This is a genomic window from Demequina zhanjiangensis, from assembly GCF_030418315.1.
GTDB lineage: Bacteria > Actinomycetota > Actinomycetes > Actinomycetales > Demequinaceae > Demequina > Demequina zhanjiangensis.
Genome location: NZ_JAUHPV010000005.1, coordinates 23,571 through 48,358, shown reverse-complemented (window position 1 = coordinate 48,358; position 24,788 = coordinate 23,571). Strand labels below are relative to the sequence as shown.

Sequence of the window (24,788 nt, the reverse complement as noted above, 5' to 3'; positions counted from 1 at the left end):
CGGGCTACAGCGCGAGCGCCGCCCCCTCGTGAGCCAGGAGCCATCGCTTGCGCTCAAGCCCTCCCGCATAGCCGGTCAGGGAGCCGTCGGCGCCGATGACCCGGTGACACGGGACGAGCACGCCGACCGGGTTCGCGCCGATCGCCGCAGCGACCGCGCGCACCGCGGTCGGTCTACCGACCTGCTGGGCGATCTCCGAGTAGGTCCGGGTGACCCCCGAGGGGATCGTGGTGAGCGCAAGCCACACCTCGCGCTGCAGCTCCGTGCCCTGGGGGTCGAGCTCAGGCATCGGGCCCGCGATGCCGTCACTCGCGAAGTACTCGTCGAGAGCCTCGGCTGCGGCGTGGAGATGATGGCGCGCGGCGGCGCTGTCGCCTTCCTCGAGCGACCCGGGCTGGGCGTCCGCTCCAGCCAGCTCGCGCGCGCCACCCTGCCACTGTGCGAACGCGGCGACGGCAAGACCCTGGCCTGTCGCCGCAAGGCGCATCTCCCCGAGCGGCGTATCCATCTCCCGGACCAGGACCACTCGACCGTCACTCCTCGTAGACATATCCTCTCCCTTCCGCTGAGGCACTCCATAGATGCTGCGCTGCATAGGCTCGCCACGGCCTCCAGCGCTCGGCCCGACGGCTGAGCTCGGCCGCTCCGATACCGGTCACCTTCCTCAATACGAGGTCGGTCGCGGGAAACGCGTCCGGATCGGCGTATGCGCGGAGCATGACGTAGTCGACCGTCCAGTCACCGATGCCCCGGATGCCCCGAAGCACCCGCCTCACCGCGGAACGGTCGGCGCCTGGCGAGACGTCGATCTCCCCTGCCGCGACGCCCCGCGCCACCGCGATGACAGCGGACCAGCGCGACGCTGGCATGAGGCCCACGTGCGGATCGATCTCCGTGAGGGTCTCCGGCTCCGGCAGCATCCTCCATCCCTCCCCCGCCCACGCCGGCGCGCGAGCTCCCCATCGGTCGACGATCGCGCCGAAGGTGGTGGCCGCCCCGGCGACCGACACCTGTTGACCGATGACCGCTCGCAGCAGGGTTTCGAACCTGTCCGCGGTGCCAGGCACTCGCAGGCCCGGCGCTTCCGCGACGAGAGGAGCGAGCGCCGCGTCCGCACGCAGCACCTCGGCGACCGCCTCGGGGTCGGCGTCGAGATCGAGCATGGCGCGGCAGCGGGCGACCGTTGCACCGAGGTCCCGTGGATCAGACAGCGTGACCCGCGCACGTACCTCGCTCTCGTCAGGCGTGAGGGTGACGATCGCGGGGCCGTGATGCAGGCGCAGCGTCCGGGTATGCGACCGCGACTCAGCGCGCTCCAGGCCCGGCACCGCACGTGCAGCCAGGAAGGCGAGCAGGCGGTGCCCGTCGAACGGCGTGCGCACCCTGAGCCTCAGCTCGAGCGAGACGGCGCGCTCGGCTGACAGCTTGCTTCTCGCGGGGTCAGGCGGCGGGTGGACGTCCGTCCGGGCGGCTGAGCCTCGCCGACCGTCGCGCACCTGTGTGGGCGTGAGGCCCCAGCCCGCCTGGGCCGCCTCGTTGAACTGTCTGACTGATCCGAAGCCCGAGGCGTGCGCCACCTCGACCATGGCGAGCGTGGTGTGCTCGAGGAGTGCACGCGCGGTGTGAAGCCTATGCGCGGTGGCGAGGGCGAGCGGCGCGGCCCCGACCTCATCCACGAGGATCCTCTGCAGCTGACGGCGCGAGTAGCCGAGCCGCGAGGAGAGCCCGTCCACGCCCTCACGGTCGACGATGCCGTCGTCGATGAGCCCCATCGCTCGTGCCGCCACGTCGCCCGTGACGTCCCAGGACGGAGAGCCAGGAGTGGCCTCGGGCCGGCACCTGCGACACGATCTGAACCCTTCTGCCTGTGCGGCGGCGGCGGTGCGGAAGAACCTCACGTTCTTCCTGGCAGGCGTGCGGGCCGGGCACGAGGGCCTGCAGTAGATGCCCGTGGTGAGGACGCCGGTGAAGAACTGACCGTCGTAGCGCGCGTCCCTGCCACGGATCACCGCGTAGCGCGTGTCGTCGTCCCACATGCCTTCGAGCATGACGGATGCGCGCGCTGTCCGCTGGCGGTTTTCGGACATCACAGTGGGACGTGGAGCCAGCGGGACGAACCCTGTCTCGCCTCTCGGCTCCCGCCCTGCCCGATCACCGGAAGTCCCGACTGGTGGTCGGGATCGTCAGGCTGAGGGGGGCGAGATGCTCGGCCACGAGGTTGGTGGCGCCATCGGCGCGTTCGATCCTCCCGCGGATCACCAGCGCGGGTGAGCGTCGCGCGACCGCCTGGAACCGCCGCCACAGCCCAGGGGAACAGATCACGTTCAGGAAGCCCGTCTCGTCCTCGAGCGAGAGGAAGGTGACCCCCTTCGCCGTACCCGGCCGTTGCCGGTGGGTGACGACGCCCGCGGTCGCGACACGCCTCTCCGCTTTGTGTGTGAGAACGTCCGCAACCCGGAGCACGCCTTGCCGGTCGAGCCCGTCGCGCACGAACGCCGTGGGGTACGAGTCGACGGATACTCCGGAGGCCCACACGTCGGCCACCGCCTCCTCGACCGGGGACATCCCCGGCAGCTCAGGGGCGACGGCGCCTGGCACCACGTCGGGAAGGGTTCCGGGCCCTTCCTTGGCGAGCACTCCCGCTGCCCAGAGGCCTTCGCGCCGTGTGATCCCGAGCGCTTCGAGGGCGCCTGCGGTGGCGAGCGCCTCCCATTGGGCGACGGTGAGGCCTCGCTCGGGCGCAAGCCCCGCCTGACCCGAGACACCTGCGGGACGCACCCTGATCCGTCGGGCCATGTCGCCGAGCGAGGCGAACGGGCGCTCCTCCCTTGCAGCGACGATCGCGTCGGCCGCCTCAGCCCCCAGGCCTCGGACGGCGCGCAGGCCCATGCGGACGGCGAGCGTGCGATCCACGCGGGTCAGTCGAGACATGTCCTCTCGCACCTCTCCCGGCGTCGTGAACGGCTCGTCGAGCCGTTCGACCGTCGCCAGGGTCTCGGAGCGCAGCACGCAGGGCCGCAGGACCACCTGGCCGTGACGGCGGGCGTCCGCCGCCAACGACTGCGGCGAGTAGAAGCCCATCGGCTGCGCCGCCAGCAGGCCTGCGTAGAAGGCTGCAGGCTTGTGCGCCTTGAGCCAGGAGGAGGCGTAGACCAGGTAGGCGAACGAGAAGGAGTGCGACTCGGGGAAGCCGAAGTCGGCGAAGGCCTTGAGCTTGTCGAAGATCTGATGCGCGACGTCCGCCTCGATCCCCCGCTCATGCGCCCCGACCATGAACCGGGCTCTGAGCGCCTCCATCCTCTCGGGAGAACGCTTGGACCCCATGGCGCGCCGCAGCTGGTCGGCGAGCGAGCCGTCGAATCCTGCGCAGTCCATCGCCATCTGCATGAGCTGCTCCTGGAACAGCGGCACGCCGAGGGTCTTCTCCAGCGACTTCTTGAGGAGCGGATGCAGGTAGGTGACCTCCTCCCGACCACGGGCGCGGGAGATGTACGGGTGCACCGACCCGCCCTGGATGGGCCCCGGACGGATGAGCGCGACCTCGATGACGATGTCATAGAAGCGTCGTGGCCTGAGCCTGGGAAGCGTGGCCATCTGCGCGCGCGACTCGACCTGGAACACGCCGACGGTATCCGCGGCGCACAGCAGGTCGTACACCGCGGGGTCCTCCTGCGGGAGGTTGTGGAGACTGAGATCCTGCCGCTCGACGTCCTGGATGTACCTGAACGCGTACTTGAGCGCGGACAGCATGCCCAGCCCGAGGAGGTCGAACTTGACGAGGCCCGCGTCGGCGCAGTCGTCCTTGTCCCATTGCAGGACGGTCCGCCCTGGCATGCGCGCCCACTCGACCGGGCACACGTCGATCACGGGCCGGTCGCACAGCACCATGCCGCCGGGGTGGATGCCGAGGTGTCGCGGGAGCCGCAGCATCCTCTCGGCGAGCTCGACCACCTGGCCAGGGATGTGGTCGAGCGGCTGGGTGGGAGGCGGCTCGGGCCACATCGCGTCGCGCTGTCTGGCAGCCCACGCGGACTCGGCCGCGTGGTCGGTGCGCAGCGTGGACCACCGGTCGATCGAGGTGGACCAGGCATCCTGCTGACCTGCGTCGAATCCGAGCGCGCGGGCGGCGTCGCGCACCGCGGACCGTGGCCGGTACTGGATGACGTTGGCCACCATCGCCGCGTTGATCCGGCCGAACCGCTGGAAGACGTACTGGATGACCTCCTCGCGCCGGTCGGACTCGATGTCGACGTCGATGTCGGGCGGGCCGTCTCGCTCGGGCGCGAGGAACCGCTCGAACAGCAGCCCGTGCGTGACGGCGTCGACTGCGGTGACTCCGAGCGCGAAGCAGACGGCGGAGTTGGCCGCGGATCCGCGCCCCTGGCAGAGGATGTCGGCGCGCCTGCAGAAGCTGACGATGTCATGGACGATGAGGAAGTAGCCCGGGAAGTCGAGCGCCTCGATCACGGCGAGCTCGTGCTCGATCTGCGCCCACGCGCCTGGGACCCTCTCGGCGTCGGGCGGACCGTAGCGCTCTCGGGCTCCGCGATAGGTGAGCTCGCGCAGCCATGTCGCCTCGGTGTGGCCCTCGGGCACGGGGTACGGCGGGAGCTTCGGCGCGACGAGCTGAAGGTCGAAGGCGCATTCGGCGCCGAGCCTGGCGGCGGTCGTGACCGCCTGCGGGTGTCTGCGGTGACGGTGGAGCATCTCCCCTGGTGAACGCAGGTGCTGGCCCGCGCCACCGGGGAGCCAGCCGTCCATGTCGTCGAGCGAGGAGCGGGTCCTGACGGCGGCGAGGGCGGAGGCCAGGTCGGCGTCGCGCGGGGTCGCGTAGTGCGCGTTGGTCGTGGCGACGAGCGGAAGCGAGGAATCGAAGGCGAGGTCGGCGAGCGCGTCGTTCGTCTCGGAGTCGTAGGGCTGGCCTGTGTCGGTGATCTCGACGGCGACGTTGTCGCGCCCGAAGAGCGCGGTGAGGCGATCGATCTCCGCGCGGGCAGCGGCGAATCCTTCGCGGGTCACGCCGCGCCCATGATCGTCGAGGCCCACCCCAGGGACGCCGATGCCGGCGAGCGCGCGGCGCACGAGCCCCTTGCGGCAGCCGGTGAGCACGAGCAGCTCTCCCTGCGCGTCGGAGGCGAGCTGCTCGAGCGTGTAGCGGGCGGTGCCCTTCTCCCCTGTGGCGAGGTGGGCCATGCCGATGGCATGCGAGAGCTGCGCATACCCCTGAGGCCCGCGGGCGAGCACGAGCAGATGCGATCCGCGCGGATCGGGTCGTGCGGTGGGAGCGTCGAGGACGGGGGCTCCGCCAGGCCCGTCGGGTGCGGCGAGGTGCAGCTCTGCGCCGAAGATGGCGGGCAGCCCGATCGCTCGTGCGGCGTTCGCGAAGCGCACGGCCCCGTAGAGGCCGTCGTGGTCGGTGATCGCCATGGCGGAGAGCCCGAGCCGTCCTGCCTCGGCCGCCATCTCCTCGGGCTGGCTCGCACCGTCCAGGAAGCTGAACGCCGAGTGCGCATGCAGCTCCGCGTACTGGGGAAGCTCGGTCATCTGGTCTTCCTGGTCTCCTTCTGTGCCTGAGGGTCGTCAGCGGCGGCGGCTCGGCCCGCGGGGTCGTCGTGCCCGCGAGCCGGCCTCGCCCATGAGTGAGGTCTCGGAGGCTCAGTCGTAGAGCGCCTCGAGCTGCCATCGGCCACCCGAGAAGGCGGCGAGGATCGCCAGCCCCGGCTCACCTTCCGGGGTCTGCAGCGCGAGCTGCATGTAGGCGCGACGGTCGGCGTCGGGGGCCCACCACCGTTCGGCGACGGGCCAGGGCCCGGCCCACGCCTCCACGGGGCGGGCGCGCTCCCAGACGGGTCCGTCGTCCCCGCCGACGTGACCGGAGGAGGGATGACGATGGGCCGCGCGGGCGATGGCGTCGCGCGGGTCTGCGGGGAGCCTGACCCACGTGGGCGGCGCGGACACGGCGAGCCGTCGGTCGACCACGACGGGGGTGCCTCCGGCATCGAGGACCTGGATGGGGGCGGAGACAGGCAGGACGGTGGCAGGCGCAGGCTCGGGGATGCGTCCGGGCCAGGGGTGCTCGATGCGCCGGGGCGCCTGCCCCTCCTGCCCCCAGGCGAGCGCATGGACGCGGTCGCGTGGGGACCTTCCGCCCTGCTCGGCGACGGCGATCACCCCGTCGATGCCGAGGAGTCCCTGGAGGCGTTCCAACGCCCGGCGGGCACGTGCGTCCCCGCCTGACGATCCGCCCCACAGGTAGGACTGCTCGTCGCCGAGCGCCACGACGTCCTCGGCCACGAGCGCCAGCGAGGTCAGCGGCGCAGGCTCGGGTCCGTCGGCGAGTCCGGACAGCCAGCCCTCGAGCTGCCAGCGGACACGATCCGTCATGTGCGAGGCGAAGGCTCCTGCACGGGTGGCGACGTCGGTCCGCCACACGCGTTCAAGGAGGTCGCCCTTGACCGTGCGGGCGACGATGCGGACCTTGCCGCATCGCACGCCTGCATCGAGCAGCGCCGAGTCGAGGCGCTCGGCCGCGTCCCGTGCCGCCCAGCCGAGCTGCTCGATGCGCTCCGCAGGGTCCTCGAAGGTCTGCTCGACCGCGATGTCCTCCTCAGTGCGTCGAAGCACGGGAGGCGCGACGTCGAGGCCGAGCGCCATGCGTCGGGCCCATGCTCCGATCGGCCCGAAGCGTGCGAGCACGTCTCCCGCAGGGAGCGCGGCGAACTGCCCGAGGGTGTGCAGCCCGAGCCTTGCCAGCACCTCGGCGAGCGATTCCGCCTCGGTGCGCCTGCCTCGCTCCATCGCGGCGTGCACGAGCGAGTCCAGGGGAAGCGGCGCCAGGAAGTCAGGTGACTCCCCTGGCGGGATCATCACGGAGGAGCGGGCCGCCATGACGGCCGCGAGCAGCCCGTCGGCCGCGCCCACCTGGGCCTCGCCGCCCGCCTCGGCGACAGCGCCGACGAGCGCCTCGGCGAGAGCCTCCTCCGAGCCGTGGAAGCGGGAGGCCCCCTCGGAGGGGATCATCAGCAGTCCAGGGCGAGAGATCTCGACGCCCGAGACCACCTGCTCGGCTGCGACCGCGACCGACTCGAACTCCCGCGCGTCCCTTCCCTCGTCGTAGCCGAGGATCGTCAGCTCGGGGCAGACACGCTGCGCCGCACGCCTGCGCATCCCTCTCTTGACGCCCAGCGCACGCGCCGATGCGGATACCGCGACGAGACCGCGGCCGTGCAGCACCGCCGCAGGCTCCTCAGCCCCGATTCCCACCTCCACTGCGGCGGCGACGACGGGCCAGTCCGGCACCCACAGCACTGCACGGCGGACCGTCGCCACAGGTCCTTCCGAGTGCGACGGAACCCTCAGCTCTGCGCTCATGCGACCTCCTCACGGGTCTCTGCGGCAGCACCGCGAAGCGAGCCGAGCGAGCGATCGACGTCCAGCTCGACCCTGACCCTCCTGACCGCCCCCAGGCGGCGACCGCTGACCGCGACAGTGGCCTCCCGCCCGCGCAGCCTGCCGTCACCGGCGCCGAGGCCCGACCACCTCACCCGTTCCACCTCGAGGGACAGCTCCGCCCCCGGCCATGCCCCCACCGCCAGCAGCAGTGCGCCCTGCTCCCGCGCACGCGAGGCGAGCCTGCGCCGGTCGGAGTCGGACATCGCGAGGCGGTCGCCCGTCATCACCACGTCCACCCCCTCGAGGCACAGCCCCACCACTGCGGCGGCTTGCAGCCCAGGCTCAGGCACGAGCGCGAGCCGGGACAGGTCGATCCCCCGCCTGGCCGCCGCCACGACGCCTACGGTCGGCATGCCCACGGCCGCGACCCACGCCCCCTCACGCGACGCCTGACCCGCGAGCGCCAGCAGCAGCGAGGTGGAGCCGGCGACGCTCACCACGCGCCCGCGCGGAAGCCCGTCAGGCAGCAGCGCGTTCCATTCGTCGTCGACCCTCCAGGCACGCTCGGAGGCGTCGCGCGCGACGCCTACCCGCGCCTCGACCTCCTTGAGGGCGGCGCGGGCGGCGGCCAGCCGATCGTCGCGTACCTGTTCGAACATATGTTCGATTCTGCCACGCGGGACGGACATTCGAGAAGGCCCGGTGGCGCCCCTCACACGACACGCAGGCGAGCCAGGGAGGACGCCGCGACGGGTCAGCGCACGCGCAGCTCCCACATCGCCACCGCCGACGCGGCGGCGACATTCAGCGAGTCCACTCCCCCAGCCATCGGAATCGTCACCACCGCGTCCACGCTCCTCAACGCAGCCCTCGAAAGCCCGTCCCCCTCCGCTCCCATGAGGAGCGCCACCCGCTCATGCCCGCGGGCCGCGAACTCGTCAAGCGGCACCGCATCGTCCGCGAGCGCAAGCCCCGCGACCACGAATCCTGCGTCACGCAGCAGAGCCAGGTCGCCCGGCCAGTCCTCCGCACGGGTCCATGGCACCTGGAACACGGTGCCCATCGACACCTTCACCGAGCGGCGGTAGAGAGGGTCCGCGCAGGTGGGGGCCACGACGATCGCGTCGGCGCCGATGCCTGCGGCGGAGCGGAAGATCGCCCCGACGTTGGTGTGATCGACGATCCCCTCGAGGACGACGACGCGGCGCGCCTGAGAGACAAGGTCTGCCACGGAGGGAAGCGTCGGCCGCTCCATGGCCGCCAACGCACCGCGATGGACCTGGTAGCCGGTCACAGCCTCGAGCAGCTCCGCAGGCGCGACGTAGACGGGTGCGTCGACCCCGGCGCTGTCCAGCGCCTCGACGACGCCGGGCAGCCACCTCTCGCTCACGAGCACCGAGCGCGGACGGTGACCCGCCGCGAGCGCCCGCGAGATCACCTTGGCACCCTCGGCCATGTAGAGCCCCTGCTCCGGCTCCAGGCGTCGCCTCAGCGCGACGTCCGTGAGGTCGCGATAGTCGGCGAGCCGCGCGTCGTCGGCGGAGTCGAGAGGGATGACAGGCATGGGTCCATCATCCCAGCCGCGACCAGCGACGACACCCTCATCGGCGTAGCCTGAGATGGAGGGCCCGCGAGGGTCCGAGCTGAAGGGACGCGACCATGGGTGCGCGGCAGGATCGGTTCGACGAATGGGTCGGGGCGGGGCTGCTGGAGGCCTCGACCGCCGAGGCGCTGCGGCGCTACGAGGAGGAGCACGGTCGCATTCCGGGCCCCCCATCTCAGACGCAGCCCCCGCCGGAGACGGTCGCCCCCGCAGACGACGGACAGCAGGAGGGTCGACCTCGTGCGCTCGCCCTGGTCGGGGAGATCCTGGGCTACTTCGGCGCAGTGCTCGCCATCACGGCGATCAGCTTCCTCGTCAGCCAGTCCTGGTCGTCCATCCCGATCCCGGGGCGCGTCGTGCTCGTCTCGGTGCTGACGGCGGTCGTATGCGTGGCCGGCGTCGCTGCGGGACGCTCCCCACAGGACGCGGCGCAGCGTCTCGCGTCCGCGTTGCTGCTGGCGACGGTCGTATGCGCCGGCTGGCTGGCGTGGGTGTCCGTCGACGCCGCCGGGGTCCGCGACGAGGCCGCAGCGCTGTGGACCTTCAGCGTCGCGACGGCCGTCGCGATCACGATCTACGTCTTCCGGCGCAAGGCGCTGGCGCAGCTCGCGATGCTCGCCGGCGCGATCGGCGTCGTCGCCATGACGCTCGAGACTCTCGACCTGACCGACAGGTCCGTGCCGGGCCTCGCGCTCACATGCCTGGGCGTGGCGTGGGTGGCGCTGGGCGCGACGCGGGCCCTCGCTCCCGCGCCTCCCGCGCTGATCGCTGGAGGACTCGTCGCTGTGTTCGGCGCCAACAACATGGGGTTCGACGACCCCACGCGGGGTCTGGCACTGGCAGCCGGTGTGGTCCTCGCGGTCAGCATGCTCGCGCTCGCAGTGCTGCGTCGCGACCTCATCACCCTGATGATCCCTGGCGGGATCGGGCTGCTGACGATGGTGCCGCAGCTGATCGAGCATCTGGTGGGGGGCGCCATGGCGACCTGGGCCGCGGTGCTCGTGACGGGCGTCGTCCTGATCCTCGTCGCGGTCAGGATGCTGCGGGCTCCACGATCCGACTGAAGCGGATCGCGCCCCGCATGCAGACGGGCCCCGAGGAGCAGAATCGCTCCTCGGGGCCCGTTCCGCTGCTGCTACTGGCCCTTCTCGGCGTTCGGGTCGAACGGACGTCCGGACTCGGTGCCGGCCTTGTCGGCCTCCGCAGAGACGCCCTCGGCCTGACGACGCGCCTCCTCGAGAGCGGCGCGCGGGTCGGCGAGCGCCGACGTGATGCGCGACTTGCGGCTCTCGGAACGCTCCGAGCGGGACAGCGGCTCGAGGTCCTCCTCGACGCCGAAGCCTGCAGAGATCGCCTTGAGCGCTCCCGTGAACTCGGTGGGCACGAACCACATCTGGTTGTTGGTGCCCTTCGCGATCTCGGGGAGCATCTGCAGGTACTGGTACGAGAGCAGCTTCGAGTCGGCGTCGCCCTCGTGGATGGCGTCGAAGACCTGGAGGATCGCGCGTGCCTCACCCTCGGCCTTCAGGATGCGGGACTGCGCCTCACCCTCGGCCTTGAGGATCGCCGACTGCTTCTCACCCTCGGCTGTGAGGATCTGCGACTGCTTCACACCCTCGGCGGTCAGGATCGCCGCGCGACGGTCACGCTCGGCGCGCATCTGCTTCTCCATCGAGTCCTTGACGGACATCGGCGGCTCGATCGCCTTGAGCTCCACGCGGTTGACGCGGATGCCCCACTTGCCGGTCGCCTCGTCCAGGACGCCGCGGAGCTGACCGTTGATCTGGTCGCGGCTGGTGAGCGTCTGCTCGAGGTCCATGGTTCCGATGACGTTACGGATCGTGGTGACGGTGAGCTGCTGCATACCGACGATGTAGTTGGCGATCTCGTAGACGGCGTCCTTCGAGTTCGTCACCTGGAAGTAGATGACGGTGTCGATCTCCACGACCAGGTTGTCGGAGGTGATCACCGACTGCGGCGGGAAGGACACGACCTGCTCGCGCATGTCGACCTTCTGACGGACCTTGTCGATGAACGGCACCAGCAGGTGCATTCCGGCCTCAAGAGTCCTCTGGTAGCGGCCGAGTCGCTCGACGACGCGGGTCTCCGCCTGCGGCACGATCTGAAGCGCGCGCGCGATCACCGAGATGATGAAGATGACGAAGACGATCAGGGCGATGATGCCCACGATCGCTCCGATGTTCAGGTCTTCCATGACGTTCTACTCCTTCTCCTGCGCGGCCCCGTGGGCCGCCTCCGCGGCGACGATGGCAGTCGCCCCCTTGATCTCGAGCACGTTGACCTCGACCCCTTCAGGGATCGTGGGCGCGTCGTCACGCGTCCGTGCGCTCCACACCTCGCCCGCGAGCTTCACGCGCCCTGCACGCTCGGTGATCTCGTCGAGCGTGAACGCCTCCTGGCCGACCAGGCGCGCCGAGTTGGTCTCGGCGACAGCGCCCCTCTTCCGCAGCGAACGCAGCAGGAACGGCCGGACGGCGAACAGCAGCACGCTCGACACGACGGCGAACACCACGATGCTCACCCACAGCGGTGCTCCGAGGAGTGCCGCGATGCCGCCGGCGGCGGCACCTCCCGCGAACATCAGCAGCGTCAGATCGAGCGTGAAGATCTCCGCGATACCCAGGGCCAACGCCCCGATGAACCACCATAGGGAATCCATGTCCCACCTCCTTCTGGAACGCTAGCAGGAGGGGTGTCCGCGCTCCATCGGTCCTGGGGATGATCGCCTCGCGCGGCGTGCCCGGGACGTCATCCCCGGGACGGATCGCGAGGACCGCGCGCCCCGTCCGAGGCTCAGTGGCTCTCCCATGCGGACTCGTCCGCAAGGAGCGCGGTGACGGGCGCGGGCAACGTCCCCTTCGCCAGGTCCTCGAGCGACACGCTCTCCAGCACCCCGCGCACGCTCGCGCGCAGCGCGACCCATACCTTCAGAAGATCGTCCGCCGCGCCGTCGTAGTGCAGCTCCGATGGGCGCTCCCCGCGGACGAAGACGAGCGGACCGTCGACTGCGCGGACCACGTCAGCCAAGGTGATCTCAGAGGCGGGGCGCGCGAGCCTGAACCCGCCGCCGAGCCCCCGCTGGGACACGACGATGCCCTCGCGCCGCAGCACGCCGAGGATCCCCTCGAGGAACTTGCGCGGCAGGTCCTGTGTCGCGGCGAGCATCTCGGTCGTCATGGAGGACTCGGAGGCAGCGAGCTCCGCCACGGCCCTGATCGCATAGTCAGCGCGCGCAGACACCCTCACGCGGGTGCCTCAGGAGGCCCGGCGAGCGGTCCAGCGTCCGTGGGACTCCTGGATCTCCACCGACATGCCGTACGTCTGCGAGAGGTTCTCCTGGGTGAGCGTGTCGCGCAGCGGACCGGCAGCGACCACCTCGCCCTCGCGAAGGAGCATCGCGTGGGTGAAGTCCACGGGGATCTCCTCCACGTGGTGGGTCACCATGACGATCGCAGGAGAACGACGGTCGCCTGCCAGCTCGGTGAGCGCGCCGAGCAGCTCCTCGCGTCCGCCCAGGTCGAGGCCGGCCGCAGGCTCATCCAGGAGCAGGAGCTCCGGGTCGGCCATCAGCGCACGTGCGATCTGGACGCGCTTGCGCTCACCCTCGGAGAGGGTCCAGAACTGGCGGTCTCGATACGCCGTCATCCCGAACGCCTCGAGCAGCAGGCCCGCACGGTCCTCGTCGATGCTCTCGTACTCCTCGTGCCACCGGCCCGTCACCCCGTGCGCGGCGGTCATCACGACGTCCTCGACACGCTCGCCCGGAGGGATGTGATCGGCCAGGGCGGCGCTCGCGAGTCCCACACGGATCCGCAGGTCGGTGACGTCGACGGCGCCGAGGCGCTCCCCGAGCACCGTCACGGTGCCCTCCGTGGGGTGCATGCGTGCGGCCGCAAGGGTGATGAGCGTCGTCTTGCCCGCGCCGTTCGGTCCGAGCAGGACCCACCTGTCCTCCGAGTCGACCGTCCAGTCGATTCCTCGCAGGATGGTGTTGTCTTCGCGGCGCAGCGTCACGCCGCTCATGTCGAGGACTGAGGTCATGGGCGCGAGCCTATCCGAGGACCGACTCGTACAGAGCGAGCGTCCTGTCCCCGATGGCCTCCCACGAGAAGCTCTCGGCGGCCCGCACCCTGCCTGCAGCGCCGAACGCGGCTGCGCGATCCACGTCCGACACCATGTCGGTGAGCGCCGCGGCGAGGTCCGAGGCGAACGCCTCCGGGTTCAGCGGCGTGCCGGTACCGTCCTGGACCTGCTCGATGGGCACGAGCGTGCCGGTCTCACCGGGCACCACGACCTCAGGGATGCCGCCCGTGGCGGTGGCGACGACGGGAAGGCCGACGGCCATCGCCTCGAGGTTCACGATGCCGAGCGGCTCGTAGACGCTGGGGCACACGAAGGCCGTGCAGGCGTCGAGCACCGCGACGAGCTCCGGCCTGGGGAGCATGTGCTCGATCCAGATCACGCCGTCGCGCTGCTGCTGAAGCTTCTCGACCGCGCCGGACACCTCGGCGGCGATCTCCTTGGTGTCGGGCGCGCCCGCGCACAGCACCACCTGGATCTCCTTGGGCAGCTGCTCGACCGCCTTGAGGAAGTAGGGCAGTCCCTTCTGACGGGTGATCCGCCCCACGAACACGATCGCGGGACGGTCGGGGTCGATGCCGTAGCGGCGGACGACCTCGTCGGCGGCCGCCCGCTCCTCGTCGGACGACGGTGCGGCCCAGCCGTCCACGTCGATGCCGTTGTGGATGACGTGCACCTTCGCAGGGTCGACCTCCGGGTAGCAGCGCAGCACGTCGTCGCGCATGCCCGCACTGACGGCGATGATGCCGTCGGCCGCTTCGTACGCAGTCTTCTCGATCCAGCTGGACACCCGGTATCCACCGCCGAGCTGCTCCGCCTTCCACGGACGGAGAGGCTCGAGCGAGTGAGCGGACAGCAGGTGCGGGATGCCGTGCAGGGTCTTCGCAAGGTGACCGCCCATGTTGGCGTACCAGGTGTGCGAATGCACCAGATCCGCACCGTGGCAGTCCTTGGCCATCGGCAGGTTGTGGGCGAGCACGTCGAGCGAGGCGTCGCCGACTCCCCCGCCGAGCGCCGTGTACCCGGTCACGCCCGGCTCGTCGCGCGGGCCATCGAAGGCTCGCACCTGCACATCGACCCGGTTCCGCAGCACTGCGGCCAGCTCGTTCACATGCACTCCGGCGCCTCCGTAGACGAAGGGCGGGTACTCACGCGTCAGGATGTCTACTCGCATGCTCCACACGCTATCGCGTCGAATCTCGGCGCGCGCTCTGCACCACGCCCCTTGGTGCCGCTACGCTGGCCATATGTCAGCGCCGAAAGTTCTCGCCATCGTCCTTGCTGGAGGTGAGGGGAAGCGCCTGATGCCCCTCACCGCGTCCCGAGCCAAGCCGGCTGTGCCGTTCGGCGGGACGTTCCGACTGATCGACTTCGCGCTGTCGAACCTGGTGAACTCCAGATATCTGCACGTCGTGGTGCTGACCCAGTACAAGTCGCACTCGCTCGACCGCCACATCGCCCGCACCTGGCGCATGTCGCCGCTGCTCGGCAACTACGTGGCGCCGGTGCCCGCGCAGCAGCGCCGCGGCCCGCACTGGTACCTCGGCTCGGCCGATGCGATCTACCAGACGGTCAACATCATCGAGGACGAGAAGCCCGACATCGTGGTGATCGTGGGTGCCGACCACGTCTATCGCATGGACTTCTCGCAGATGGTGGACGCGCACATCGAGTCCGGCGCCGAGTTCTCCGTCGCCGGCATCCGCCAGCCGATCGGGCTCGCCGACCAGTTCGGCGTGATCGACGTGGACCCGGCGAGCCCGGACCGTATCCGCGCCTTCCTTGAGAAGCCCAAGGATCCGGAGGGCCTGCCTGACAGCCCGAACGAGATCCTCGCGTCCATGGGCAACTACGTGGCGAACGCCGACGCGCTCCTTGAGGCGCTCGTCGCCGACGCCGAGGACCCGGGCTCGAAGCACGACATGGGCGGCGACATCGTCCCCTACTTCGTCAACAAGGGCACGTGCGGCTTCTACGACTTCATCCGCAACGACGTCCCGGGCTCGACCGATCGCGACCGCGACTACTGGCGCGACGTCGGAACGCTCGACATGTACTACGACGCGCACATGGACCTCATCGCGGTGCAGCCGGTGTTCAACGTCTACAACGACGAGTGGCCGCTCCACCAGGGCCTCATCACGCACCCGCCGGCCAAGTTCATCCACTCCGAGGAGGGCCGCCTGGGCCACGCGGCCGACTCGATCGTGTCGCCCGGCGTGATCGTGTCCGGCGCGACCGTCACGGGTTCCGTGCTCTCCCCCGGCGTGCGCCTGCACTCGTGGTCCACGGTGTCCGACTCTGTGCTCTTGGACGACGTGATCATCAACCGGCATGCCCAGGTGCACCGCGCGATCCTCGACAAGAACGTCGTGATCGAGGAGGGCGCGCGCGTCGGCATCGATCGCGAGGCAGACATCGCACGCGGCTACACCGTGACCGAGTCCGGTATCACCGTCGTCTCCAAGAACACCGTGGTCACCGCATGACGCGACTCTGCGTCATGGACGTCGACTCGACGCTCATCACCGCGGAGGTCATCGAGCTCATCGCCGAGCGCGCAGGAACGCGCGAGGAGGTCGCGGCCGTCACCGAGTCGGCGATGCGCGGCGAGATCGACTTCGGCGAGTCGCTGCGGCAACGCGTCGCGACGCTTGAGGGCGTCGCCGACACGGTCTTCGCTGAGGTGATCGCCGAGGTCGAGTACACGCCTGGCGTGCCGGAGCTCGTCTCCGGGCTGCAGGCAGCGGGCTGGGAGGTCGCGCTCGTCTCGGGCGGCTTCGTCGAGGTGGTCGGCTCGCTCGCGGAGAGGCTCGGCATCTCCCGCTATCGCGCGAACTCGCTCGAGGTGGTCGACGGCCGGCTCACGGGACGCACGCAGGGACCTGTGATCGATCGTGAGGCGAAGGAGTCCGCGCTGCGCGAGTTCGCTGCTGAGCTCGGCTGCCCGCTCGAGGACACGGTCGCGATCGGCGACGGCGCGAACGATCTGGCCATGATGGGCGCCGCAGGGCTGGGCATCGCCTGGCATGCGAAGCCGATCGTGCAGGAGCAGGCGGACGTCGCGCTCAATGGCCCTCGCCTGGACGAGGCTCTCGAGATCATCCTGCGCTGAGAAGCCGCGGGCACAGGCCCACAGCGCTCTCAGACCGCGTCTCTCAGCCTCCGCCGCTCAGGAGAGGCGATCGTGCGCGGCGAGCGCCATGAGCGCGAAGGCCTGCGCCTCTGGCGACGTCCCCCGTGAGTCGAAGCCGGGTGCGCCGCACACGCCATGGACCAGCCCGTGCCCGTCGACCTGCGCGAGCGCCGCGGAGAGCCAGCGCTCGGCCGAGATGGCGTACCCGTCGTCGAGCCAGCCGTCAGCGACGCCCGTGAACGCGGAGTACGCGAGCATCAGGCCCGCGCAGCCGTCGGTGAAGGTGCTCGCGTTGTCGAGGATGTCGTGGAACAGGCCCTCCTCGGTCACGTGGACCGCGCACGCGTCCAGGAGCGCACGCAGGTCCCGCTGCCAACGCTCACGCACCTCCTGGGCTGCGACGCCATGGTGGAGCGCACGGGACAGGCCGGCCGCGACCCATCCGTTGCCGCTCGCCCACGGCTCGGGGCGCGTCAGGGTGCCCGTCGCCATGTCAAGCCGATGCGACCACAGCCCTGAGCCCCCGTTCCAGAGCTGCTCCTTGTGCATGCGGTACTGCATGTCGGCGGGCGGAAGGTCGCCCGCAGCCACCAGCGCGGGCACGACCATGTAGACCGAGTCGGCCCACACCTCCTCGGACCCGCGGAGGTGGTGCAGCACGCCCCAGTCGTCGCGCGGCGACCACCGCAGCAGCCACCAGCGCTGCCGCTCAGCCGCCTCGGAGGCCGCCGGGTCGGTCTCGCCCAGCAGGCGTGCCGCCTCGTAGAGGGCGCCCGAGTTGACCAGGCCGCCGTCTCCAGTGCCGCCGAGCTGCCCGTCGGCGTCCTGCCTCGCGACAGCATCGCGAGCAATGGCAAGAGCCCGGTCGACGCGCCCGGTGTCGAGGGCAGCGTGCGAGGCGACGCCCTGCTCCCATGCGGCGCGCTGCATGGCAAGCAGCGCAGTCCAGATCGCCTCGCGATCCACGGAGGCCGCGGAGGTCATCGAGGTGTCAGAGGTCCCGACCGGAGACGATCGCCGTGAGCCGCGCGGTACGTGCCCCGAGCTCTGCCCACGAGCAGTCGAACTCGAGCACGGCCGCGGTACCGGTGGGCAGGCCGTGGGCGACGCGCTGGAGCGCGGTCTTGTCCGAGCCTGATCCCGAGAGGAAGGCGGCAGCGGCAGAGGACGTCGGCTCGTGGCCGACGACCACGACGACTCCGTCCACGTCGAGCGTGTTCAGCTCGCGCAGCAGTCCGGGAACGTGGGTCTCATAGATCGCGTCGACGATGCGCGTCTCGCACTCGGGCAGCGCGGTCGCCATGAGCTTCCACGTCTGCTGGGTGCGGTTCGCGGGCGAGACGAGCGCGACGTCGGGCGTCAGCGACGCCTCCACGAGCGCCTCGCCGAGGTTCACGGACGCCTTGCGTCCGATCACGGCGAGAGCGCGGTCCATGTCGCTCAGGCCTGCGGCGGGAGCCTCGGCCTTCGCGTGACGAGCCAGGATCAGTGTGGGCACGCGACTACTGTCCCATGGCGTGCACTCCGCCGTCCACGTGGATCATCTCGCCGGTCGTGGCGGGGAACCAGTCGGAGAGCAGGGCGGTCACGGCCTTCGCTGCGGGCTCGGGGTCGCTCGAGTCCCAGCCGAGCGGGGCTCGCGTGTTCCAGTTCGACTCCATCTGGTCGAATCCGGGGATGTGCTTCGCGGCGGTCGTCTTGATGGGACCGGCGGAGACCACGTTGCAGCGGATGCCGTCGACGCCCAGGTCGCGGGCGACGTAGCGCGAGACGGCCTCGAAGGCGGCCTTCGCGACGCCCATCCAGTCGTACACGGGCCATGCGAAGCGTCCGTCGAAGGTGAGGCCGACGATCGAGCCACCCTCCTTCATGAGGGGCGCGGTGGCGGCTGCGAGCGACTTGAGCGAGTAGGCGGAGATCTGCACGGCGGTGGAGACGTCCTCCCACTCGCCGGTCATGAAGTTGCCGCCCATGACGGACTGCGGCGCGAAGCCGATGGAGTGGACGACGCCGTCGAGGTGCGGCACGAGCTCGCGCACCTTGTCGGCGAGGCCGGCCACGTGCTCCTCGTTGGTGACGTCGAGCTCCACGACCTGCGCCTCGACGGGCAGGCGGCGGCCCATCGCCTGGGTGATCTTGAGCGAGCGGCCGACGCCGGTCAGCACCACCGTCGCGCCCTGCTCCTGGCACAGACGTGCGACGTGGAAGGCGATCGAGCCCTCCGTCAGCACTCCGGTGACCAGGATGTTCTTTCCTTCGAGCATGCCCATCTCAATTCCCTCCTGTGGTGGGAGCCTAGCGCCGCACGGCGTGGCTCTCGCGTCGGCCCGAAGGCCGGAATCCGTCGGTCAGTGTCCCATGCCGAGGCCGCCGTCGACCGGCAGCACCGCGCCGGAGACGTAGCCTGCCGCGTCCGAGGCCAGATACACGGCGGCGGCAGCGACGTCCTCCGTCGCGCCGAAGCGCTTGGCGGGGATCGTCGCCTCGTACTGCTTCTTCGTGTCCTCGGGGAGCTCGTCCGTCATGTCGGTGGTGATGAACCCGGGCGCGATCACGTTGGCGGTGATGCCGCGTGAGCCGACCTCGCGGGTGATCGAACGGGCCATTCCGACGAGCGCGGACTTGGAGGCCGAGTAGTTGACCTGGCCGGGGTTGCCCATGAGGCCGACGACGGAGCCGATGAGCACGATGCGGCCGAAGCGCTCGCGCATCATCGAGTTGACGGCCCGACGCACGCACCGGAAGGTGCCGGTGAGGTTGACGTCGAGCACCGACTGGAAGTCGTCGTCGCTCATGCGCATGAGCAGCCCGTCGCGCGTGATGCCTGCGTTCGCGACGAGGACGCGCACGCGGCCGTGCTTCGCCTCGAGCTCGTCGAAGGCAGCGTTCACCGCGTCGGTGTCGGTGACGTCGGCGATCGCCCCGGTCACCCCGTCGGGAAGATCCCCGCCTCGGTAGATCGTGCTCACGGTGTCCCCGTTCGCGACGAACGCCTCTGCGAGGGCGCGGCCGATGCCGCGGTTCGCTCCTGTCACCACCACGTGTCGTGTCATGTCGCCCACGCTAGTCGGTGCGCACTCCAGGGACGATGTGGAGGTCACTGCGCGTCGGCGCCCGCTGATTGTCGTCCTCGTACACAGCATCGGACGCTCTGCTGTGGCAAGGGGGCAGACGCTCCGGGGAATAGCATCGGGGGGTGAGCTCCCCCGACTCCCCTGGCACGCGCGCCCTGCGCACCGCCCGTGAGATCGGCTGGGGCCGCTTGGCGATCACCGTGCTGATCGTGCTGGTGATGTCGGCCCTGTGCGTGGTCGCGGGCCGGTGGCAGTACGGACGCTACGAGACGCGAGCGCAGGCGATGGAGGACTACGACCTCGCGCAGCAGGAGCCGGTCGCCGCCGTCGAGGAGGTGGCATCGCCCGGCTCGGACGCTCTGCCCGAAGGAGCTGAGTGGCGCACCGTGACGGTCGCCGGAGTCGTCGACACCGAAAGCGTCGTCCCGCTGAGGAATCGCCCGGTCGACTCGACCGCGGCCTACCAGTACCTCGCGTGGATGCACCTGGCCGATGGCGCCGCCGTGCTCGTGAATCTCGGGTGGGCGCCTGTCGAGAGCGGCACGACCGTGGACGACGTCGTGGCTTCCCTTCCGGACGAGACGCTCGCGGTCTCCGGCACGCTCCGCAGCTTCGAGGACGACGATGGCCGGAGGGATTCCGGCGCGACCCGCATCACGCCGGCACAGGTGCGCGACCCCGACTCCGACGTCATCGTCGCCGGATACGTCGCTCTCGACGCGCCGTGCGGCGAGCTGTGCGACGCCGATGGTCCGCTCACCGAGGTCCCCCTGCCGACGCTCTCGCTCGGGCCCCACCTCAGCTACGCGTGGCAGTGGTGGGCGTTCGCGCTGCTTGTCCCCGTCGGCGCGTGGCTGCTCACCAAGCGCGACCTGGAGCTCAAGAGGGACCCGGCAGCAGCGCCCGCCCGCGAGCGCCAGCCCCGTGCGAAGCGCCGACGCGGGCCGTCCGACGAGGAGATCGAGGACGCCCTCTAGCCCTTCGTGTCACCTTGAACGGTGGACCGGGACGCCGCGACGTGCCAGTCTCGAACCAGGACGGCCAGCACCCCGGCGGCCGTCTGGCGAGGGGACGCGACGATGCGCCAGGACGATTTCAGCATCGCAGTGGACGTGGACGAGACGCTCGTGCGCCTCCTGCATCGCCGCGACGCGTGGGGGCTCCCCTACGGCTGGGACGTGCCCCCGTGCGCACCCGAGGTCCCGCTCACGGCTGATGCCGACGAGCAGCGTGAACGCTCCGGAACGCTCCTTGCCCGCCTGTGGGAGCGTGCGCTCGTCGAGCGGTGGGGCTCTCCCCTGCAGATCCCGCAGGTCTCCCCCGTCGAGTTGACGGCGCTCGGCGTGGACCGAGAAGCGCCCGGCCATTCCACGATGACGCGATGGATCGCCGCGCGCCGGGAGGAGCTCCGCGCACTGTCCGAGGAGGGCCCTCGCGCGGACCCCGGCTGGTGCCTGTGGGAGGCCCTCGCGTGCGCGGGAGAAGGCTCGGTGTGCTCAGTCACGGTGCTGCCCGTGTCGGGCGACTGGCTCGAGCGCCTTGGCAGCAGGATCCTCGTCTCGTTCGACCTGTACGGCGCGCCGGACCGCTTCGTCGATGCGGCGATGGCGCGATGACCCCCGTCGCCCCGAGGCCGAAGCCCCTTCGGCGGGTCAGGCGAGCGAGATGAGGTCGCGGTAGGTCTCGTTGTAGAGGTCCTCGATCGCGTCGGGAAGCAGCAGGACCCTGTCGGGCTCGAGCGCCTCGACCGCGCCCTCGTCGTGCGTCACCAGGATGACGGCTCCCTCGTAGGTGCGCAGCGCGTTGAGGATCTCCTCGCGGGAGGCGGGGTCGAGGTTGTTGGTCGGCTCGTCGAGCAGGAGCACGTTGGCCTGGCTCACGACCAGGGTCGCGAGCGCGAGCCTCGTCTTCTCACCGCCGGACAGGACGCGTGCGGGCTTGTCGGCGTCGTCCCCTGAGAAGAGGAAGGAGCCGAGGACCTTGCGGACCTCGGTCTCACCCAGGTCGGGGGCGGCGTGCGCCATGTTCTCGCCGACCGTCGCGTCCATGTCGAGCGTGTCGTGCTCCTGCGCGTAGTACCCGAGCTTGAGACCGTGACCGGGCTGGACCTCTCCGGTGTCGGTGGACTCGACGCCGGAGAGGAGCCGGAGCAGCGTCGTCTTGCCCGCGCCGTTGAGGCCGAGCACGACGACTCGGGAGCCGCGGTCGATCGCGAGGTTCACGTCGGTGAACACCTCGAGAGAGCCATAGGACTTGCTGAGCCCCTCGGCGCGCAGGGGCGTCTTGCCGCAGGCGGCGGGGGTCGGGAAGCGCAGCGAGGCGACCTTGTCCTGCTGGCGCACGCCTTCGGTCTCGCCGAGCATCTTCTCGGCGCGCTTCATCATCTGCTGTGCCGCGACCGCCTTCGTCGCCTTGGCACGCATCTTGTCAGCCTGCGCGAGGAGAGCGGCAGCCTTCTTCTCCGCGTTGTCGCGCTCGCGGTGGCGGCGACGCTCGTCGGCCTCGCGCTGACGCAGGTACAGGTCCCACTTCATGGCGTACTGGTCCATGACGCCTCTGTTCGCGTCCAGGTGGAAGACCTTGGTGACCGTCTGGCGCAGGAGCTCCACGTCGTGGGAGATCACGATGAGACCGCCCTGGAAGGCGGACAGGAAGCCGCGCAGCCACACGATCGAGTCAGCGTCGAGGTGGTTGGTCGGCTCGTCGAGCAGCAGCGTGTCGGCCCCGGAGAACAGGATGCGGGACAGCTCGACGCGACGACGCTGACCACCCGAGAGGGTGCCGACGGGCTGATGGAGCTGGCGCGAGTCGAGCCCAAGGTTCGCGGCGATCTGCGAGGCCTCCGCCTCAGCGGCATAGCCACCGGCGGCGCGGAACCGCTCCTCGAGCCGCGGATAGGCGTTCATGGCCTTCTCCTGGACCTTGGGGTCCTCGCTGGCCATCCCCTCCTCGGCCTCGCGCATCTTACGCATCAGGCCTGCCAGGTCGCGCACGGACAGGATGCGGTCCATCGCGAGCTGCTCCAGGTCTCCGGTGCGCGGATCCTGCGGCAGGTAGCCGAGCGATCCCTTCTGGATCGCCTTGCCCGAGGTGGGCATGCCCTCACCCGCGAGGATCTTGGTGAGCGTGGTCTTCCCCGCACCATTGCGCCCCACGAGGCCGACGCGGTCGCCTGGCCCCACCTGGAACGACGTGGGCTGCAGCAGGACGCGCGCGCCGATCCGCATCTCGAGCTCCTGGGCGACGATCACTGGCGATGCACTCCTTGAGGTGGCTGGTCATGGTGCCGACGGATGATCCGGGTGAGGATTTGTGCGAATCCCACAACGATCCGCCCGGTCTGCCTGATTCACGTCGCGATCCTTTGTCGCAACGATAAAGTGGCCGCCAACCATTATCCCCGGGAGTAACGATGGCTCTGCACAAGCATTTCACGGGCCCCAACGTGGCCCTCGTGTCCGTGTTCGCGGCCCTGGTCGCCGCGTCGACCCTGATCCCCGCCGTGTCGCTTGCCGGCGGCGTCCCGATCACCCTGCAGACGTTCGCCGTCATCCTCGCAGGCGCGGTGCTCGGACCGTGGCGTGGCGCCTCGGCCGTGCTCCTCTACCTGGTGGTCGGCACCGCGGGCGCCCCGATCTTCGCGGGGCACGTCGGCGGGCCGTCGGTGTGGGCCGGACCCACTGGAGGCTTCCTCGCGGCGTTCATCCCCGCGGCCTTCGTGACCGGGTGGATCGTGCGGGCGGTGCGCCGCCGCGGCCGCCTCAACCTGGGCTGGCTGCTCCTCGCCTGCGGGCTCGGCTCCCTCGTGGTGCTCAACGTGATCGGCTGGACCTGGTTCGCGATCCGTCTGGGCTTCGACCTCCCCGCCACGCTCGCCGTCGCACTGCCGTTCGTGCCCGGCGACGTGATCAAGGTGGTCGCCGCGGCCGGCACCGCCTGGGCCGTCCACCGCGCCTACCCGGGCATCCTTCCTGCCACAGAGCGTCGGGAGGCGGCCACGAGCCGCGCCACGACCGCCTAGTCTGTTCGCATGATCGTTTTCGAGGACGCGGCTGTCGTCGCGCCCGACTCGGGCGTCACCATCCTGGAGCCGACCACCCTGACGCTCAGCGAGCGCCACATCTCGGTGATCGGCGCGAACGGCTCGGGCAAGTCGACCCTGGCACGGCTCATCAACGGGCTCGTGATGCCCACCGAGGGCACCGTCACGGTCGAGGGCAAGACCACCCGCAAGCACGGCCGCGAGGTCCGACGCATGGTGGGCTTCCTGTTCACCGACCCGTCGGCGCAGCTCATCATGCCCACCGCAGCCGAGGACGTGATGCTCTCCCTGCGCCGCACGGTCAAGGGCAAGGACGCACGCATGCGCGCCGCGCTCGAGGCTCTCGAGTCACTCGGGCTCGCCGACCGTGCCGACGTCGCGGTCAGCGCCCTCTCGGGTGGCCAGCGCCAGCTGCTCGCCCTCGCGGGCGTGCTCGCCGTCGCGCCCAAGATCATCGTGGCCGACGAGCCGACGACGCTGCTCGACCTCAAGTGGCGCGGCCACGTGGGCGCGCTGCTCCGCTCCCTGCCCGTGCAGCTGATCGAGGTCACTCACGACCTTGACAGCGCGATGCGTGCCGAGCGGACGCTCGTGATCGACTCCGGCAAGGTCGTGTTCGACGGTGCACCCGGCGATGCGGTGCAGTTCTACCGCGACCTGATCTTCGGCCGGCCCGAGCAGACCCAGCGCGTATGAACCCCACCCTCGGCGCGTACCGGCCGCTGCGCACACCGATGCACCTGGCTCCGGCCTGGTTCAAGGTGCTGCTGCTCGCCCTCGTGTCGGTCCTCATGATCTTCGTGCAGGACATGGCGACCGGCGTGGCGTTCGCGTCCGCCTCGCTCGCGCTGTATCTGTCCACACTCCCCCCGTGGCGGACCGCGCTCAAGGCGATCCTCTGGACCTTTCTCTTCGCGGCCATGGCCGCCGGGTATCAGCTGTGGCGCGGCGAGTGGCAGCTCGGCGTGGACATCGCGACCGATCTGCTCACCGTGGTGTTCCTCGCGCTCGCCGTCTCCACTGCGACGCCCATGTCCGAGATGCTCGACCTCCTGTCCGGGGTGCTGCGTCCGTTCCGCCGGTTCGTGCCGCACGAGACCATCGGGCTCATGTTCTCCCTGCTCATCCGCCTGATCCCGGAGATGGTGCAGATCCTCGGCGAGTCCCGTCAGGCGGCGATGGCACGCGGAGTCGAGCGCTCACCACGCGCGATCCTCGTCCCTGCCGCGACGCGCACCGTCGGCTTCGCAGTGGATCTGGGACAGGCGCTCCACGCGCGCGGCATCGCCGACGGCGTGGTCGAGGAGAGGGACGAGGTGGTCGACAGCGAGCTCCCGAAGTCCCGCCGAGCGCGCAGGGCTCTCGAGTCCCGCAAGGCACGGCGACGCGCCGCGCGCTAGCGTCATCCCCAGGGGTCTTGCGCCAGTGACGGGACCCCTG

General features: G+C 70.4%; 24 protein-coding genes. 8 read left to right on the top strand and 16 right to left on the bottom strand.

From position 1 onward, the window contains the following. Window positions 1-4: 4 nt before the first annotated feature. From QQX04_RS08935 to QQX04_RS08910, 6 genes are all read right to left on the bottom strand, one after another. On the bottom strand, window positions 5-550 hold the full coding sequence (locus QQX04_RS08935) for a methylated-DNA--[protein]-cysteine S-methyltransferase (RefSeq protein ID WP_301128331.1): 546 nt from the start codon (window positions 548-550) through the stop codon (window positions 5-7). Further along, window positions 534-2,036 (bottom strand): AlkA N-terminal domain-containing protein, encoded by a 1,503-nt coding sequence (locus QQX04_RS08930; RefSeq protein WP_301128330.1) that lies wholly within the window; start codon window positions 2,034-2,036, stop codon window positions 534-536. Before QQX04_RS08930 ends, QQX04_RS08935 begins: the two co-directional genes overlap by 17 nt. A gap of 115 nt (window positions 2,037-2,151) precedes the next feature. Then, complete coding sequence (locus tag QQX04_RS08925) at window positions 2,152-5,544, bottom strand: error-prone DNA polymerase (protein WP_301128329.1); 3,393 nt, start codon at window positions 5,542-5,544, stop codon at window positions 2,152-2,154. Window positions 5,545-5,655: 111 nt separating this feature from the next. After that, window positions 5,656-7,371 carry a DNA polymerase Y family protein gene (locus QQX04_RS08920; RefSeq protein WP_301128328.1) on the bottom strand — a complete coding sequence of 572 codons (1,716 nt, stop codon included), beginning with the start codon at window positions 7,369-7,371 and terminating at the stop codon, window positions 5,656-5,658. Continuing rightward, entirely contained in the window at window positions 7,368-8,051 is a 684-nt protein-coding gene (gene imuA' / locus QQX04_RS08915; protein WP_301128321.1) for a DnaE2-dependent mutagenesis accessory factor ImuA', read from the bottom strand. Before imuA' ends, QQX04_RS08920 begins: the two co-directional genes overlap by 4 nt. Before the next feature lie 95 nt (window positions 8,052-8,146). Continuing rightward, window positions 8,147-8,956 carry a TrmH family RNA methyltransferase gene (locus QQX04_RS08910; RefSeq protein ID WP_301128319.1) on the bottom strand — a complete coding sequence of 270 codons (810 nt, stop codon included), beginning with the start codon at window positions 8,954-8,956 and terminating at the stop codon, window positions 8,147-8,149. 95 nt (window positions 8,957-9,051) lie between these two features. Here QQX04_RS08910 and QQX04_RS08905 point away from each other — a divergent pair, with 95 nt between their 5' ends. Further along, window positions 9,052-10,059: a DUF2157 domain-containing protein gene (locus QQX04_RS08905; protein ID WP_301128318.1), complete on the top strand. Its 1,008-nt coding sequence runs from the start codon at window positions 9,052-9,054 to the stop codon at window positions 10,057-10,059. Window positions 10,060-10,130: 71 nt separating this feature from the next. Here the strand turns inward: QQX04_RS08905 and QQX04_RS08900 are convergent, their stop codons facing one another. The 5 genes from QQX04_RS08900 to glgA form a co-directional block, all read right to left on the bottom strand. After that, complete coding sequence (locus QQX04_RS08900; protein WP_301128316.1) at window positions 10,131-11,210, bottom strand: SPFH domain-containing protein; 1,080 nt, start codon at window positions 11,208-11,210, stop codon at window positions 10,131-10,133. Between the two features lie 6 nt (window positions 11,211-11,216). After that, window positions 11,217-11,675, bottom strand: coding sequence for an NfeD family protein (locus QQX04_RS08895; RefSeq protein ID WP_301128314.1), 459 nt, complete (start codon window positions 11,673-11,675; stop codon window positions 11,217-11,219). Window positions 11,676-11,809: 134 nt separating this feature from the next. Further along, a complete protein-coding gene (locus QQX04_RS08890; protein WP_301128312.1) occupies window positions 11,810-12,262 on the bottom strand; it encodes an RrF2 family transcriptional regulator in 453 nt (150 codons plus the stop codon). Between the two features lie 9 nt (window positions 12,263-12,271). After that, window positions 12,272-13,057, bottom strand: a complete 786-nt coding sequence (locus QQX04_RS08885; protein WP_301128310.1) for an ABC transporter ATP-binding protein — start codon at window positions 13,055-13,057, stop codon at window positions 12,272-12,274. Between the two features lie 10 nt (window positions 13,058-13,067). Further along, window positions 13,068-14,270, bottom strand: coding sequence for a glycogen synthase (gene glgA, locus QQX04_RS08880; protein WP_301128308.1), 1,203 nt, complete (start codon window positions 14,268-14,270; stop codon window positions 13,068-13,070). Between the two features lie 73 nt (window positions 14,271-14,343). On the opposite strand from glgA, the gene QQX04_RS08875 reads away from it, so the two are divergent. Both QQX04_RS08875 and serB read left to right on the top strand, forming a co-directional pair. Further along, the gene (locus tag QQX04_RS08875; RefSeq protein WP_301128306.1) at window positions 14,344-15,585 is read left to right on the top strand and encodes a glucose-1-phosphate adenylyltransferase; all 1,242 of its coding nucleotides are present in this window, start codon (window positions 14,344-14,346) and stop codon (window positions 15,583-15,585) included. Further along, the gene (serB, locus tag QQX04_RS08870; RefSeq protein ID WP_301128304.1) at window positions 15,582-16,211 is read left to right on the top strand and encodes a phosphoserine phosphatase SerB; all 630 of its coding nucleotides are present in this window, start codon (window positions 15,582-15,584) and stop codon (window positions 16,209-16,211) included. The genes QQX04_RS08875 and serB overlap by 4 nt, the downstream gene beginning before the upstream one ends. A 57-nt stretch (window positions 16,212-16,268) precedes the next feature. On the opposite strand, the gene QQX04_RS08865 is transcribed toward serB, so the two are convergent. The 4 genes from QQX04_RS08865 to fabG form a co-directional block, all read right to left on the bottom strand. Next, window positions 16,269-17,216 carry a glycoside hydrolase family 88 protein gene (locus QQX04_RS08865; protein WP_301128302.1) on the bottom strand — a complete coding sequence of 316 codons (948 nt, stop codon included), beginning with the start codon at window positions 17,214-17,216 and terminating at the stop codon, window positions 16,269-16,271. Window positions 17,217-17,223: 7 nt separating this feature from the next. Then, window positions 17,224-17,730, bottom strand: coding sequence for a SixA phosphatase family protein (locus QQX04_RS08860; protein ID WP_301128300.1), 507 nt, complete (start codon window positions 17,728-17,730; stop codon window positions 17,224-17,226). Between the two features lie 4 nt (window positions 17,731-17,734). Continuing rightward, window positions 17,735-18,502 (bottom strand): enoyl-ACP reductase FabI, encoded by a 768-nt coding sequence (gene fabI, locus QQX04_RS08855; RefSeq protein WP_301128299.1) that lies wholly within the window; start codon window positions 18,500-18,502, stop codon window positions 17,735-17,737. Between the two features lie 78 nt (window positions 18,503-18,580). Further along, complete coding sequence (gene fabG / locus QQX04_RS08850) at window positions 18,581-19,285, bottom strand: 3-oxoacyl-ACP reductase FabG (protein WP_301128297.1); 705 nt, start codon at window positions 19,283-19,285, stop codon at window positions 18,581-18,583. A gap of 143 nt (window positions 19,286-19,428) precedes the next feature. Here fabG and QQX04_RS08845 point away from each other — a divergent pair, with 143 nt between their 5' ends. Continuing rightward, a complete protein-coding gene (locus QQX04_RS08845) occupies window positions 19,429-20,283 on the top strand; it encodes an SURF1 family protein (RefSeq protein WP_301128296.1) in 855 nt (284 codons plus the stop codon). Window positions 20,284-20,385: 102 nt separating this feature from the next. After that, window positions 20,386-20,922, top strand: coding sequence for a hypothetical protein (locus QQX04_RS08840; protein ID WP_301128294.1), 537 nt, complete (start codon window positions 20,386-20,388; stop codon window positions 20,920-20,922). Between the two features lie 36 nt (window positions 20,923-20,958). Here QQX04_RS08840 and QQX04_RS08835 read toward each other — a convergent pair whose 3' ends face one another. Beyond that, window positions 20,959-22,533, bottom strand: coding sequence for an ABC-F family ATP-binding cassette domain-containing protein (locus QQX04_RS08835; RefSeq protein ID WP_436968477.1), 1,575 nt, complete (start codon window positions 22,531-22,533; stop codon window positions 20,959-20,961). A 185-nt stretch (window positions 22,534-22,718) separates the two neighbouring features. Here QQX04_RS08835 and QQX04_RS08830 point away from each other — a divergent pair, with 185 nt between their 5' ends. The 3 genes from QQX04_RS08830 to QQX04_RS08820 are packed head-to-tail and all read left to right on the top strand — an operon-like array spanning window position 22,719 to window position 24,748. Continuing rightward, window positions 22,719-23,327: a biotin transporter BioY gene (locus QQX04_RS08830; protein ID WP_301128290.1), complete on the top strand. Its 609-nt coding sequence runs from the start codon at window positions 22,719-22,721 to the stop codon at window positions 23,325-23,327. Between the two features lie 9 nt (window positions 23,328-23,336). Further along, entirely contained in the window at window positions 23,337-24,044 is a 708-nt protein-coding gene (locus tag QQX04_RS08825; RefSeq protein WP_301128286.1) for an energy-coupling factor ABC transporter ATP-binding protein, read from the top strand. Continuing rightward, window positions 24,041-24,748: an energy-coupling factor transporter transmembrane component T family protein gene (locus QQX04_RS08820; protein ID WP_301128282.1), complete on the top strand. Its 708-nt coding sequence runs from the start codon at window positions 24,041-24,043 to the stop codon at window positions 24,746-24,748. Before QQX04_RS08825 ends, QQX04_RS08820 begins: the two co-directional genes overlap by 4 nt. Window positions 24,749-24,788: the final 40 nt, after the last annotated feature.